Origin of the sequence: Paenibacillus sp. FSL M7-0656 (assembly GCF_038003225.1) — a bacterium.
Classification (GTDB): Bacteria; Bacillota; Bacilli; order Paenibacillales; family Paenibacillaceae; genus Paenibacillus; species Paenibacillus amylolyticus.
The window spans coordinates 6,171,793-6,186,344 of sequence record NZ_JBBOOT010000001.1 but is presented as its reverse complement, the minus strand read 5'-3'; the positions used below and the strand labels follow the sequence as shown (position 1 = coordinate 6,186,344).

Sequence of the window (14,552 nt, the reverse complement as noted above, 5' to 3'; positions counted from 1 at the left end):
ACCAAAAGGATATAGGGCTTGATCAGAAAGTACAATATTTCTCTTAGCACAGTTAAATAATTGACACTGATATCTCGTCCGATTTTCAATGGAAATAAAAGGACTGATTCAGTTGTTAATACAACAAAGTTTTCTTGAAGCCTGCCAAAACAATGATACTCTAAAAAATGCGTGGCTCTTGGAGATGTACAGACACTTTTATTGATGTTAAACAACGGTCTGAATCGAAATTTGTGCGACTTTGAAGGGATCAGTCTGCTACACCTTTGTTGGCAACTTGATAAGATTGATGAAGTAGGTGTACTTCTTGACTATCGTGCAGACCCACTGCAATTAAATGTACATGGTGAAACTCCATTAATAACTGAGTTGAGAGTTCAGGGTGGTCATTACATAGATAACAATGATTGAACTCATTTCATATAACTAATTATTCTCAAAATATTTAAAAAATCTGATTGTTTCATTATAATCATCTTCGTCGGAATAAATATTTAACATTTTGCCTAGCTCGATCGCAAAATCTACATATCCGTTAGCTTTTGCAGTTATTATGTTCTGACTAACTGTATACGTTTCGTCATTGTTTATTCCATTTCCAGTAAATCCCTTTCCTTCTAAAACCCCTGCTTGTTTAACAAGTTCAACTCCTGAGCAAATGGCACCAATATATTTCCCGTTAATGTCTAGTCTCTTGATAAGTGATGTTAGCTTATGATTCCCTTCTATTGCGCCAATATCTCCTCCTGGAATAAGCAGTATTTCTACTTCGTCACAATCAATTTCTTTTATATCTTTATGGGGTTTAACAATAAAGCCCTCATAAGAATTGACCATTTCGGAATTTAAACCCACAGTTATAATTTCCCCCTGAGTTTTCATTAAATAAGTTGCTAGCATTATTTCAAAATTTACAAACCCGTCGTAGATTAAGACATGAGTATTAATGTTTACACCTGCTTTCATGTATTTTTAGTTCAAGTTGCTCTTTTTAACTCTTTAGAACGGTTGTAAGCACCTACAATCCATAGAGCCAGATTGAAGAAAGCCAAAACTATCACAATTGTCCCATCCCAAAAATATAAGGACTGCCAAGAATTATTTGCTAGATTAGTAATAGCTTTAGATACCGCTATCAAAAAACCTGGAATAGAAAAGAATGAAAAGAGCAATATTGCCGAAAATATCCCTACTAAATAAATAAATGAAAATACTCTTGAGATAGCTTGTTCATTCTGTTTTAATTTACTCCATTCTATACGAGCACTTTTACTATAAATTTTTTTCAAATAAAGAACTGCTTGTCCCAACAGATTCGAAGAATTTGTAATAGTGATTAAAACATAATAAAGATCAGTTCTGAAGAAAATGAGAAGATGCCATAAAAACTTATATATTTGTATGAGGACTATCAGTCTCATGTATCCTACAATTATTAAATCCTGTTGATAGATGTACTGGAACACGAGTGCAAGCAAAAGAATCACTGAGTCCCATGCCATACCCGCTAGAAATGGTAAATATCTTTTTTTCCTTTCAATCGACCACAAAGAGTTCATGTTGGCTTCAATAACCATCCAAAACCATCTTATACTTATTTTAAAATTGACTGGTACCCCGAGTGATACTGCTGCAAAATAATGGGCAGATTCATGCAAAATCGTTAAACTCCATGATATTAAAAATAGAATAAGCAAACTCAAACCAACTGACTCATTAAAAATAAAATAATCTTGATAAGACGGAAGAAATTCAGGGTTGTACGTAAAAATAATTACAGATGCAATAAAAGAAGTTAAATAAATGAGAACTGCAAATTTGTTAAAGAAGAATCTACCAACCTTTTCTCTAATTCCGCCTTCATTGTTACTTGCCTTAAGAGCAACCAAGACTTCATCATTAAATTTATGAATCAGGTTTAACTCTAATAAAGTTTCCACAAAATCAATAATATCTACCTCAACATCGTGATTCTTTTTTAATAAATCCGATATTTCATCCAGTGTATTTATCCCATCCATTAGTTCTATAGTTAGAACACCTTCGATGGGAATTCGAATATAAATACTTTGTTCAGGGTCACCAATTGTATACTCCTCTCCGTCTTTTTGTACCGTCAAATGATTAGCAGAGACCTTCGATGTTAAATTGACAGAAATCATATATGTACCTCACTGTTTGCAATATCAATCAATCTTTCAAGACTAATCGGATCCGTACATTTTCCATCAATACCACAGGTTGGACATTCATCAAGTTTTGACCAACTTTCGGATTTTAGGATATCCATTATAGCTGTATCGTACACATGAGTTGTCGACGGAAGCATACTTTTTGTATAATTTGTTAGCAATTTTAATACCTCAGCCGACAAAAAACCCGATAGTAAGGCAACATGAGGTGCTACTGCAGAGTTAGTTTCTTCATATCTAGTTTCGTACAGAGCCCTCAATTGATGTTCAAAGTGCTTGTCTACCCTCAAACTTCTTATTAAAAAACAATCGTAGCACCCACAATCGGGTAATATAGTTTCCCAAATAATTTTTGTATTACTTATTCCGCCTTGAACAATCGGTACTTTATGATAAACACATGCTGCATTTACCCACCTACTTGCAACAATCCCCGGTGAATCTATTCCGTTTATAACCAAATCACTCCCGCTAATAATATCTAATATATCATCTGGAGAGGTTACCTTTAAGTTGTGAACATTTACTATAATATCTTTATTTATTTGTTTAAGCCTCTTCTCTGTTTCAAGGGATTTGAAACTTCCTACACTGTCCTCCGTGTAAAGAAATTGCCGGTTTAAATTACTTAGTTCTACTGTATCATAATCTACCCCTATTACTTGGCCAACACCTAAACCGACTAATGAAGCAGCGGTGAGACTTGCACCCCCTAATCCTAAAACTACTACTTTTGATTGTTTCAACTTAGATTGGTATCTATATTTCCCTTGTTTTAAATCACTGAAGTTAGAAAAAAAAGTTAAATTAGCTCTGTATCTGTCTAATTCAGATAATGTTAGTCCTTCTACACTGGCATCAAAATCCTCAATAACTCCAATACTATCAAGCGCTTCAAGCCCATCCATTATCTCTCTTGTTGAAAGATCACATTTTGATATCAGATCTTCTAGAGTATTTTCTCCATTTAACATCATTATAAATCGGAGAATAACTCCATCCTTATCTTCAATTTCAAATACTTCTCTCTCAAATCCTAATCTAATATTATCGCCTGATCTTACTATTGGATTCATTACATTTTTAAATTTTGGACGCATAAAATTATTTCTCCTTTATCAACAGGGCCGCTGCAATGCAGCGGCCCTGTTATTAGTAATACATTACTTATTAGTTATGGTGGTTGATCAATGGTACCAATACTTCTACTTTCTTCACGTTGATTTTCATAGTCATTCACCTCCCACTCTTTACTGCTAATTAAATTAGTTGTGGTGGTTGATCAGTGGTACTAATACTTCTACTTTCTTCACGTTGATTTTCATAGTCATCTCACCTCTTTATATGTAAATAATTAAGGGAAATTTTCCCTTAGATATTTATACCATTTAATAAAAATAAAAGGAATAGTAGTTATTTACTATAATTAATTTCATTATTATGAATCTAATGTCGAAATATATAATTTAAGGAATATTACTTAAATTATTGATGTTTTATCTGCTGGAAAAGTGGATGTTAAGCTTAACCCATTACATATAAGGCGATATGTTATCATGAAAAATATTGTATCCATGCGCTGGCAGCTCGCCAGAATGTATGAACCGGATGCCGGACGGCAAGCTTACGAGGCTGGACATATTCCAGGTGCCGTTTATCTTGATCTGGAAAAAGATCTGTCCGTTCCCGCATCTGCGCACGGAGGACGTCATCCACTTCCAGATCCGACTGCACTGGCAAGTCGCCTCTCCAAAGCCAGCATCGGCTCGAATGCACGCATTATTGCCTACGATGATCAAGGTGGCATGAACGCTTCACGGCTATGGTGGCCGCTTCGCTATATCGGTCATGAACAAGTGTATATCATGGACGAAGGTTTCTCTGCTGGGAAAAACGCCAAATTCCCGGTGACTACGGATGTACCGGTTCAGATCCCATCTTCCTTTGAGGTGAATGTGCAGCCAGCCTTGCTGGCAAGTGCCCAGGATGTTCAGCAGGCTTCGGCAAGTGGCAGTGCCGTGCTAATTGACTCCCGTGATGCTCGCCGTTATGCGGATCTGGAGGAACGATTGATGCAAAGGCCGGACATATTCCGGGTGCGGTGAATTATTTTTGGAAAGATGTGTTGGATTGGGATGGACGTTGGACAGATACTGTGGTGTTAGAAGAGCGTTTCAGTAAGCTGGACAAGGATGGTGCGATTATCGTGTATTGCGGTTCTGGCGTCTCGGCCTGCCCTAACGTGATTGCACTGGAAGAAGCGGGATATACAAATGTGAAGTTGTATTCCGGAAGCTGGAGTGACTGGATCAGTTATGAGGAAAATCCGGTGGCTATAGGCGATGAGGAAGCGCACAAAGACGTATAGCAGTGTATCGATGTTGAATACATCGCTAGGTGGCTTATCTGCCCCGGCGATGTATTTTTCTATGTTCGGAGTCAACATCGAGTCAACAATACAACCCTTTAAGTATTTAAAAGCACACAGAAGTAGACATCAAGTGGTAGCTTTTTTTGATTCATGATAACGGAAAAAACCGTGATGGATATCTGTCCACCACGGTTGAATAATGAAATCTATTATTGCTTTTTACTTAACGATACATTAGCTGTTAACGTCTTGTCGATCGTCGTCCAGTTGACATAAGCACCTAGTATTTCATTAATAACAGAAACCGGAACTACGGTTTCGCCATTTAAAAGCTTTGGTACGTTACTATTGAACACTAGTTTATCGTTAATTGAATACACATCTGAACCAATTTGCGCACTTATATTTTTCGCACCTAATTTGATTTGCGTTGTACGCGTCTTATTATCCCACACTACTGTACCGCCCAATAGCTCCGAAATTGTTCGAATCGGTACGTAGAACTCATTGTTATGGACAACCGGTTTGATTAACGTACCACCTACGTTCATTGCAACGTCAACATGTTCAAGGAAATCGGTTTTTCGAATGAGTCCATGAACCCCTTTAGTTCGGTCTACGACCTGAGATACTTCATAATCCGTTGCGGCCGATAGGTACGCATATGCTACACTTCTATCCATATCAAGCTTATCAGATAAGAATTGAATCGATTCACGTACTGATTCTTTCATTGCTTCATCCAAATCAGGATCCAGTCCAATTGGAATCCAATAATCTTCTGTTTCAGCAAAGGGTTGCGTAAATTCTCCACTGTGTGGTAGTGATGGATCACCTTTCTTTAACACCGTTAAACGAACTGTCCCCCTTAAGGAAGCTTCCAATGCAGTTAACGCTACTTCCCCATCTCCTTGAGCAAAGTGTGGATCTCCAGTATAGAATAACCCGCCTTTAACTTGAATCGGATAATAAATAGTTGCACCAACACCCAACTCATTAATATCCATATTCCCTCCTGTTTCAATAGGTGGGATAGAACTTACAACTTCACTGGTATTTGGTGCAACCCCCATAACACCTAGAAACGGGTTAATTGGGAAACGTACATTTTTGCCAGCTTTTGTTGGTAATACCCCATACCAATTGCCGTTGATTTCTTCAATAGGCGTAAATATAGATACATTATTATATAGTTCCGGTTTTGTTGCGCTAGCTCCCTCTTGCGGGCCTGTATTTTCTGGAAATTCGTTAGGAAGGGCACCTTTACCATGGCGGTTAGAAATGACACCATATGGAACTCGAGTCTGCAACGAAAGGACTTCTACTTTAAGAACATCTCCTGGCTCTGCTCCCTCAACCGCTACTGGCCCAGTGATAATATGAGGTCCGTCTTTTACATAATCATGCTTAATCGCAGAAGCCGCAATTGCCTTCGCATCATCCAACACTCCATCGGGTGAGATACCGAATTTGCCGAAGTACTCCACTGGATTTCTCCCTTGATCCTCTATCATTCCCTCATGCGATACCGTATCAAATGTTACAGCACTTCCTGATGGTACAGTAAGAATCGGAGAGCTGTCTCGATTAGGCAGTGATCCCCAGCGAATGTTCTTAATCGCAGACGTTACATAATAATCACCTTCTACCTTATCGATGGTTGTTGGTTGCAGCGGCATACTAAAACCCACTGAAGGTAGAGCAAATGTAAACATACCTATAATCCCTACTGAAACTCCAAATCTCCTAATCGTTCGGTTAATAAACATTACGCTCCCCCTCTATACTATGTAATATTTTCTAACACAAATAAACACTAACATATAAATACATTTACAACAATATTTTTTTGTAAACAAACATAACACAATAGAGATAAGTATCAAGAATAAACTTATAAAAACAAATAATACGTCAACATACTTGTCATATGAAAGACATGTAAAACTAAAATACTTCTAGTAACTTGAGGATTCTCCTTCAGAGATTTGAACAAACGAAATTAAGTTACATGGAAATTATGTATATCTTTAATGTATCCGATACCGCCGCTGGAATACTACTACACTCCGGTTCAGGCATAATCACCTGTCTGCACGTGATTGCGCTGGAAGAAGCGGGATGCTCAAACGTGAAGTTGTATTCCGGAAGCTGTATTGACTGAATTAGTTATGAGGAAAATCCGGTGGCTACCGGGGAAGAGTAGGTACGGAGCACCGGTCTACAGTATCTCAAAGACAAATACACCGCCATGCAGGCTGATGCCTGGGGCGGTGTATTTTCTAGTGCCTGAGCGTCACTCGGGAATATGGGCGAGATAGAGGCATGTTTCATGGGAAGACTGATCCAACCAAATCCTTTCTCGCTCAATGAAACAGGATCTGCAAAAGAAAATGAGGAGAAGCATTCATGAGTCCATGTATCAAGATAATCACCCATATTTTACGATAGCGGGCCCATAAATAACCAAGAAACAGACCTGTAACCCCATGATTTGCAATTACTGTTGCCACATCAATATCCCACTGACCATTTCCTTGAATGGCGACATGCCAAATGGACCATAGTATTGAAACTAGTAGTATGGCGGGCCATCTTCCAAGCAATGCCTCCAATCGGGTTTGTAGCCATACCCGATAAAAAACTTCCTCCAATACGCTATTGATCATAAAACCGATCAACATCAAGAGAAGTAATTCTGTCATATCGGTTGCTACGATTGCTCCTTCTGGTTGTGCAATTGGGGAATAGAACTTTAGATAACCCCAGACCAAAATAACGATTAGTGGTACGATGACGTGTCCGCGAGAGCGAGGCTTTGCCGATATAATGTCTTGATGCCCGCCAGCCATTTTGCGATAAATCAGAAATAAAATCAACGGAGTGAACATTAATGTCGTTAACTTGAACGCCAAATAATATAGCTGGAAATGTAATCCTTGCTGGTCTATCGTTATCAGAGAAACCGTAAATAAAACGCCTGACAGCAATAATACAATCGATTGAACGACCAAGTGCTGTTTCTCCATTTGTTGGAAAATTGAGGAATCATGACTTTGATAAGGAATCATATGGATTAGAAAAATACCAAGGAATGCCGGTAACATACTATGCCATATTGGAATCACTTCCTCATGATCAGCCGTGTACCTTATATTCAAATTTCCGGTCCACACTAACCACAATACAGCAGCAAATATAATGATCATACATAATAAGCCGATTGCCTTTCCCCATGCTGGAAGCATTACTTTGAATTGCTGATTCATTCCAATTGCACTCCTTTGAGTGGCATGTTGCGTTTGCCCCATTCTTTTTTAATTCAGTTGAGTTAAATAAATTCTAGCACATCCCTTCTTCATCGTCTATTTATTTCAGTTGAGTTAAATAATATGATATTCTGTGTGTATGCCAAAAATCGTGGACCATGAGAAGATGAAGAATATTATCGCTGAAGCTACTTGGAAAATCATTAGTGAGAAAGGCATTCATCATGCAACGTCAAGAACGATTGCGAAGGAGGCCGGATTATCACAAGGCGCTTTAAGACATTACTTTTCAAAACAAGAGAGTCTATTAGCGTTTACAATGGAGTTAGTTAAGGAAAAGGTACTTACTCGAATAAAAAATCTGAATGCAAGAGAACTGGCGCCTCAAGAAAGAATTGTTGAATACTTGCTCGAACTAGTCCCGACGGATGAACAAACATTATTGGAAATGGAGGTTTGGTTTGCATTTGTAAGCTATGGAAAAACGCAAAAAGGGTTCGACGCCAATTATGAGGACCTGCAAAACGCAATCAAGAACTGCATCATGTACTTGAAAAATGAAGGTCTTCTGCGTACAACCGATGAAGAGAAGGAACAAGAAAAACTGTATGCCTTTATGAATGGGATGGCTCTCAATTTGTATCTAGAGCCGGATAAGATAAATAGAACACGAAGCAAAGAAATGATACAAGACTATATCAATTGGATTATACGTTAAAGGAAAACTTGATGCATAGATCAGGGAGCTAAGTCAGCTGACCCGCGCCAAGCAAAATACACAAGAAAGTCCGGTGGCTACTGGGGAAAAATAAAGACTAAGAGCCCACGTTTTGCGTGGGCTTCTTTGTGCTTCCATTATATCCATGTAGCATTTTAGATGCTTACATTTCCGACCTCTGTAACGTTCAGATTCAGCCTATGTTTTCGGCATACTTCGTAAAAATCTTTTGAAACAATGGGTTTGAAGATATTTATATAATCCAGCATAAAAAATTCATGCTCGCCAATTCGCTCTTCATGAAGGCAGATTTGAGATACAACTTTGACGATCTTACGTGGAGGCTGTTGTACAGATGCAGCAATGACCGCTTTGCGCCCATATTCCGAACGTTCATAATCAAAAACATCCAAACGATCGAGCTGATGTGCAGTCCAATAGGTTTTTTCAACCACACGACCGTCGTGGTAACACACCGTTGTCGGAATAAACTGTGTATTTGTTTTCGTTTCCTCCAACAGCGTTTTAAAACGATCTGATACGTGTCTCGTTCCTGTGATCGTCTCAAAATAATCTACGTTCAGGTTGCGTACCGTAGACAGTAGCTCAACCTCTGCTGTTGTCCCCTCGGGCAACGGATTGTCTATCGCCAAATAATTCATATCTAATTGGGGAGTGAAGGTTGTTCCGCCACTAATAAACCCTCTACGTGGATATTGAGATTCCAGAAAATAATAGTTCAAAGAATGATGTCTCCTTTCCAAATAAAGTGCCTTTCAATCAATTATACAGGTTAAGCGGCCCCTCCAATTACTCCGCGGTTTTAAGCAAGTTATCCACAATAAAATCAAGCTGTTTGTCTAACGAATAAATATCATTGTAGAAAAATAAACCAAAGCTCATATCAATCAGACGTCCTTCTTTGACTGCGGGGATGTTATTCCAAATTGAATTGTCTGACAGATCAACCATTCCTTCAAAGGAAGAACGGAATATATAATCACCCACATATTCAGGTAATACTTCATAAGAAACGTCTTTGCTTGTTGCATCGTTTCTTGCATTTTCAATTTCACGTTGCAAGACTTCAGGTGCTTTCATCCCTAAATACTGATAAATAATCTGCGACCCCCGGCCATAACCCAAGCCTGTCATTACAGCCATGGAACCTTTGTTACTTTCCATAATTGTGACGGTTTTATCCAAGATACCTGCTTGTTCAAGTTTTTCCTTGCTTTGCTCAACCTTTTTGTGAAGGTTATCTAACATTTCCTGAGCTTGTCCCTCTTTACCCAGAATTTCTCCAAGCAAATTCATACGTTCTTCTACTGGCAGGTCATAAGGAATATATACTGTAGGGGCAATCATTTTAAGTCCTTCATATATTTCTTCATTGGTAACAATAATGAGATCGGGATTAAGCGCAGTTACTGCTTCCGGGTCCGGCTTAAATGCTCCTAATGAAGTGGCACCTTCCAGTTCGCTCGCAAAAGCCGCTCCTTCTTCTATAGAAGAAATCCCCACAGGATTTACGCCTAAAGCAAGCAAATCACCCATTAGATACAGGACAACCACTCGTTGTGGATTAACCGGTACTTCAATATCACCTTTTATGGTGGTTACGGTCTTCATTTGAGATTGTGTATCTGTATTGTTAGCGTTGTTGGCCGATACCTGATTCGTTGGCTTCTGAGAACCTTCATTGGCTGCAGGACTTCCTGCCCCACCAGTTGAACAAGCACTAAGCAATAGGGTTAAACAAAGTAATAATGTGATAGCTAAGGGTGTCTTTCTACTTCTGTACATCAATAATTCCTCCTCAAATATATGGTGATTATGATAATCATTATCAATATATAAGGAAGTTAGATCCTGTACAATGCCTAATCGTGCCACAGTCGATGGTACATTAGGACTTTCATGCTGCTTACGATAACGAATAGGTGCAATCCCCATATATTTTTTAAATATTTTAGCAAGATAATAACCATCCGGATAACCAACAGCCTTGGCAATTTCCTGTAAAGTAGCATCTGTAGCAAGCAGCAGTTCCTTCGCTTTGTTCATTCGGATTTGAATGACAAAATCAATCGGACTATAACCAGTCTGGCGTTTGAATAGCCTTGATAAATGACGTGGACTGCTGTCCATAAGCTCTGCTAACAAGTCCATTGTAATGGATTCAGCATAGTGTTCCTGCATATAGTATTTCATTTGTGCTACCAGGTCTGGCTTTATTGTTGGCACGCGCCCATTGTGGATTTGCCATAACAACTCGTATACAAATTGATAAAATAATGACTTAACATGGAACTGTTCCAGTGCCTCATGCTCTTCCCAAGCTGTCATCATGTATTGTACTTTGCTCAACAAGGAAACAGGCTGATCAGGTACAAAGCCGTATTGAAGCTTGAAGGGATTACGGTGCTCCATCAAAGCCAAAATATCCTGACGCTCAGGTAGCGGGATGATGGCTTTGTAATAAATCATATAATATTCAAGGACCTCTTCAACAGGCAAAATGTTCAGACAACAGCCCTTCCCACCATGCAAAACATGGAATCGCGAGACCTGATGATCTTTTCTATCCAACTGGATAACAGCATTGCCACGCACCGTGTATAAGAAACAGTTCGCAGGGAATCGGTAGGAGTGAAGCCCCTCCTTCCTTTGCATAGTTATATGGCGAATATCCATTATTTTAATAGATGCCTTGTTCCATAATAAAAGATGTTCATTGAAATGTAAGATGGCTTCCCAGCTCCTTAAAATCATTGGTCATATATAGTCAACAGAGAGTCAACTTGCATGCAAAATAGGGGCCGGATCACCCACTAACGTGAGTACCCGACCCCTTGCTTTGATATACGTATGAATATACAGACCTTAATCAACACTTTAACAGATCGAAAAGAAACAGTCTATATTTTTGGGAAAATATTCTATATATTTAGGTTGCTGGCCGGCAAAATACAGATGAAACGGAGCATAGATCAATGACTTCCAACAACCATCTTACTCGTGAAGAATTACAGGATTATCTGCACAATGTATTTGGTGCCGGTTACCATATAACGCAGAGCGCAAGAATTCATGGAGGCGCACAAAAAGTCATTTACAAAATTGACTGCACGAATGGTTTCACTTGTATGCTGTACGTTTGGGATATTTCCAGCAACTATTTTCAGGAAGAGATCTTGAATGAACCCACTTTCCACAGTTCCTATGGCAGCGAACTTTTCTCTTTGAATACTCGCTTTCTCGCTCAACATGGAATTCGAACACCAATCTTGTATGATCTAAATAACGATAGAGACCGGCACTCTTATGATTTTGCTCTTGTTGAGTATGTGGATGGACAGAAAGCCGAAGCGTATTTCCAGCATAAAAATGACAAAGATCGGGATGAGTTGTTTCAACGGATCAGGGATATGTTGTCTAATATGCATAACATCCAAAGAAACGTTTATGGAAACGCCAACGATAACAGTAAAAAAGCTGGGCCTTGCTACCAAGTTCAACGGTTGGATGCCGAAACAGCCTTATCCTATGCATCCAAACACATGACAGATATAAGGAAAAATGACGAAAGGTTGCTTGAGAAACTTTGCGAATTGGAAGCAGCAATTCAACCCAGAGATCTCTATAGTTTCATTCATGGAGAGTTAGGTCCAGATCATATATGGATAGATCATGCTATGCAACCATGCCTTATTGATATTGAGGGCGCAGGATTCTTCGATCTCGAACATGAGCATAGCTTTCTGGAGTTTCGATTTGGAGACTTCTATCATTACTTAAAAAATAACGATCTCGACCCGGAGCGGATGACATTTTATCGATTTTGCCATCATTTGTCCTTGATATCAGGAGGACTGAAACTGCTTCACAGACAATTCCCCGATCAGCAATTCGCTAAAGGGCTTGCAGAGTATCATGCCAGATGTGCAGTTCAAATGCTTTCATGAATATGGATATAAGCCTGGAAGGAGATTGGCGCATGGAATTTATTTACGAAGATGAAAAACTTGCAGTGAGCGTTATTCAAGCCATTCACACTGGAGATATTCCAACGTTAGAGCAGCAGCTGGCAGAGAATCCGGGATTGGCAAACATAAGAATATTGGAAAGAAAGCCTGACAACATAGATTCAGGCTCTAGTATCTATCGAACGCTGCTACATGTGGTGACGGATTGGCCGGGGCACTTCCCTAATGGAGCGGATACCGTGCGAGTATTGACCAAGTTTGGTGCGGAAGTGAACGCTCCTTTTGTCGGTCCAAATATTGAAACACCTTTGCATTGGGCTGCAAGCTCCAATGACGTTCAAGTACTTGATGCCCTTCTTGATGCTGGAGCAAACATTGAAGCGCCTGGCGCGGTGATCGCCGGTGGCACGCCGCTGGACGATGCTATTGCTTTTGCACAATGGAATGCAGCACGGCGCTTGGTTGAGCGCGGTGCGATCTTTGCCCTTTGGCATGCCGCCGCCCTTGGAGATATTCACGCCATACAAGAACATTTTAAAGGAGCCAAACTCCCGGAACGTTATCCTTGGGGAACAAGCACCTCCCCTTCTCCGCCCGTTGCAGTAACCGTTGCCTTCTGGTGTGCTTGCCATGGAGGTCAAAGAGAAGCAGCCGAATACCTGCTTGACCAAGGCGCCGAACTGAACTGGATAGCCAGCTGGGATGAAATGACTCCACTGGACACAGCAAAACGCAATTTTTCAGCTGAACTGATCCCGTGGCTTGAAAGTCAAGGTGCCAAATCCGCTAGCGAGATTCACAGGTAGAGGAATAGCTAGCATGGAATTGCCAATCCCCAGCAGCTGCGAATACAGTTATGAGGATAATCCGGTGGCTACTGGGGAAATGTAGAAGACTCCAACAAATATACACAACGAAAAGGACATTGCCACTTGAGCGATGTCCTTTTCGTTGTGTGGTGAATCTAAAACCGTGAGAGGCGGCAAGGGTCTAATTCATTTCTTGATTTACCATCAATAATTTCACTTGCAGCCAGATGCGCAATCAGTGGCGCCAGCGTAATTGCAGAATGCATTAGCGTCAGATAAAGTCCATTCATGTGATCATGGAAGCCAACAATCGGATAACCGTCTTCAGGCATGGGTCTCCATCCAACTTTTATGCTCTCCAGTTCCAGTTGATTACCGTGCTTGAGACTGCGACGCAATGTGTCGTAAGCTCGCTTACCGACCGCCTGTGGTCCATTTGCCTCCGACTCGTCGATATAATCTTCCGCAGCCAGTAGCGTATAATCTGTCAGTTGACGCGCTTCAAATTGCGCATTGGAGATTAATGTGTGTATCCGTTTATTAGCAGTTTTCATCCGAATCAGAATCGAAGGTGACGAAGTTACCGGCACGTGACAACCTAACGGGTTACAAAGTTCGGGTGTACCTGTTCCTGCAGCCAATACCACAACATCCGACTCCACAAAACCCTTGGATGTATGAACACCAACCAGATGGGAACCCTCTTGCTTCAGCTGTGTAACGTTGGTGTCGAACTGAATCTTTGCTCCGTACTCTTGCGCTTTGCTCAACAACAGCTCCGTTACCGCTATAGGGTCCACCGCACCTTCTTCGCTGACAAACATGGCTTCATCCGGATATTCCTTCAGATTGGGCTCCAATGCCTCAAGCTGCTCCCGGTTTAATTTTTGAAAGTGTTGCTCCCTTAGAGGCGGAGTGTCCCAAGTTAGCGCGCCATGCCAATGAATTTTCAGTTCGGACAACTCTTGCTGAAGTGTGTGATATTCTTCCACAGCTGCATCGTACAAATGCCAGTATTCAGGAGCCACTCTATGCGTCGTATGTATCCAGGCAAATGATTTTTCTGTGACTTCACGCGCCGCGGCTGAGTGCCGCTCAATAACAGTTACATCTTGATTTCGTTTGGCTAGATGATAGGCCATACACGCCCCAACAATCCCTGCACCAATAATCACAATTTTTTGTTTATTCAAAACTAACTCTC

The 14,552-nt window shown here is 40.3% G+C and carries 11 protein-coding genes and 1 pseudogene; 4 read left to right on the top strand and 8 right to left on the bottom strand.

Going from position 1 to position 14,552, the window contains the following annotated elements:
* Nucleotides 1–426: 426 nt before the first annotated feature.
* Genes MHI01_RS27105 through MHI01_RS27095 form a run of 3 tightly spaced genes read right to left on the bottom strand, consistent with a single transcriptional unit; the run spans nucleotide 427 to nucleotide 3,292 of the window.
* Nucleotides 427–966, bottom strand: a complete 540-nt coding sequence (locus MHI01_RS27105) for a DJ-1/PfpI family protein (RefSeq protein ID WP_340984573.1) — start codon at nucleotides 964–966, stop codon at nucleotides 427–429.
* An 11-nt stretch (nucleotides 967–977) separates the two neighbouring features.
* Nucleotides 978–2,162, bottom strand: coding sequence for a hypothetical protein (locus MHI01_RS27100; protein WP_340984571.1), 1,185 nt, complete (start codon nucleotides 2,160–2,162; stop codon nucleotides 978–980).
* Complete coding sequence (locus MHI01_RS27095) at nucleotides 2,159–3,292, bottom strand: HesA/MoeB/ThiF family protein (RefSeq protein ID WP_340984570.1); 1,134 nt, start codon at nucleotides 3,290–3,292, stop codon at nucleotides 2,159–2,161. The genes MHI01_RS27100 and MHI01_RS27095 overlap by 4 nt, the downstream gene beginning before the upstream one ends.
* Before the next feature lie 456 nt (nucleotides 3,293–3,748).
* On the opposite strand from MHI01_RS27095, the pseudogene MHI01_RS27090 reads away from it, so the two are divergent.
* Nucleotides 3,749–4,560, top strand: a pseudogene (locus MHI01_RS27090) (sulfurtransferase).
* A 212-nt stretch (nucleotides 4,561–4,772) separates the two neighbouring features.
* On the opposite strand, the gene MHI01_RS27085 reads toward MHI01_RS27090, so the two are convergent.
* Nucleotides 4,773–6,332, bottom strand: coding sequence for an acetamidase/formamidase family protein (locus MHI01_RS27085; protein WP_340984569.1), 1,560 nt, complete (start codon nucleotides 6,330–6,332; stop codon nucleotides 4,773–4,775).
* A 597-nt stretch (nucleotides 6,333–6,929) separates the two neighbouring features.
* The gene (locus MHI01_RS27080) at nucleotides 6,930–7,832 is read right to left on the bottom strand and encodes a CPBP family intramembrane glutamic endopeptidase (protein ID WP_340984568.1); all 903 of its coding nucleotides are present in this window, start codon (nucleotides 7,830–7,832) and stop codon (nucleotides 6,930–6,932) included.
* A 139-nt stretch (nucleotides 7,833–7,971) separates the two neighbouring features.
* Between MHI01_RS27080 and MHI01_RS27075 the strand changes: the two genes are divergently transcribed.
* On the top strand, nucleotides 7,972–8,550 hold the full coding sequence (locus tag MHI01_RS27075) for a TetR/AcrR family transcriptional regulator (protein WP_127544902.1): 579 nt from the start codon (nucleotides 7,972–7,974) through the stop codon (nucleotides 8,548–8,550).
* A gap of 155 nt (nucleotides 8,551–8,705) precedes the next feature.
* Here MHI01_RS27075 and MHI01_RS27070 read toward each other — a convergent pair whose 3' ends face one another.
* Both MHI01_RS27070 and MHI01_RS27065 read right to left on the bottom strand, forming a co-directional pair.
* Nucleotides 8,706–9,293: an imm11 family protein gene (locus MHI01_RS27070; protein WP_339283758.1), complete on the bottom strand. Its 588-nt coding sequence runs from the start codon at nucleotides 9,291–9,293 to the stop codon at nucleotides 8,706–8,708.
* A gap of 67 nt (nucleotides 9,294–9,360) precedes the next feature.
* A complete protein-coding gene (locus tag MHI01_RS27065) occupies nucleotides 9,361–11,325 on the bottom strand; it encodes an AraC family transcriptional regulator (protein ID WP_340984567.1) in 1,965 nt (654 codons plus the stop codon).
* A gap of 221 nt (nucleotides 11,326–11,546) precedes the next feature.
* Between MHI01_RS27065 and MHI01_RS27060 the strand changes: the two genes are divergently transcribed.
* Both MHI01_RS27060 and MHI01_RS27055 read left to right on the top strand, forming a co-directional pair.
* A complete protein-coding gene (locus tag MHI01_RS27060) occupies nucleotides 11,547–12,518 on the top strand; it encodes a phosphotransferase (RefSeq protein WP_340984566.1) in 972 nt (323 codons plus the stop codon).
* 65 nt (nucleotides 12,519–12,583) lie between these two features.
* Nucleotides 12,584–13,345: an ankyrin repeat domain-containing protein gene (locus tag MHI01_RS27055; RefSeq protein WP_340984565.1), complete on the top strand. Its 762-nt coding sequence runs from the start codon at nucleotides 12,584–12,586 to the stop codon at nucleotides 13,343–13,345.
* A 158-nt stretch (nucleotides 13,346–13,503) separates the two neighbouring features.
* On the opposite strand, the gene MHI01_RS27050 is transcribed toward MHI01_RS27055, so the two are convergent.
* A complete protein-coding gene (locus MHI01_RS27050) occupies nucleotides 13,504–14,541 on the bottom strand; it encodes an NAD(P)/FAD-dependent oxidoreductase (protein WP_340984564.1) in 1,038 nt (345 codons plus the stop codon).
* Between the last annotated feature and the right edge of the window lie 11 nt (nucleotides 14,542–14,552).

Excerpts from the sequence above, each read along its gene's own strand:
- MHI01_RS27105 (WP_340984573.1), bottom strand. The coding sequence starts at position 966 with ATGAAAGCAGGTGTAAACATTAATACTCATGTCTTAATCTACGACGGG.
- MHI01_RS27065 (WP_340984567.1), bottom strand. The coding sequence starts at position 11,325 with ATGATTTTAAGGAGCTGGGAAGCCATCTTACATTTCAATGAACATCTT.
- MHI01_RS27075 (WP_127544902.1), top strand. The coding sequence starts at position 7,972 with ATGCCAAAAATCGTGGACCATGAGAAGATGAAGAATATTATCGCTGAA.
- MHI01_RS27085 (WP_340984569.1), bottom strand. The coding sequence starts at position 6,332 with ATGTTTATTAACCGAACGATTAGGAGATTTGGAGTTTCAGTAGGGATT.
- MHI01_RS27095 (WP_340984570.1), bottom strand. The coding sequence starts at position 3,292 with ATGCGTCCAAAATTTAAAAATGTAATGAATCCAATAGTAAGATCAGGC.
- MHI01_RS27060 (WP_340984566.1), top strand. The coding sequence starts at position 11,547 with ATGACTTCCAACAACCATCTTACTCGTGAAGAATTACAGGATTATCTG.
- MHI01_RS27100 (WP_340984571.1), bottom strand. The coding sequence starts at position 2,162 with ATGATTTCTGTCAATTTAACATCGAAGGTCTCTGCTAATCATTTGACG.
- MHI01_RS27080 (WP_340984568.1), bottom strand. The coding sequence starts at position 7,832 with ATGAATCAGCAATTCAAAGTAATGCTTCCAGCATGGGGAAAGGCAATC.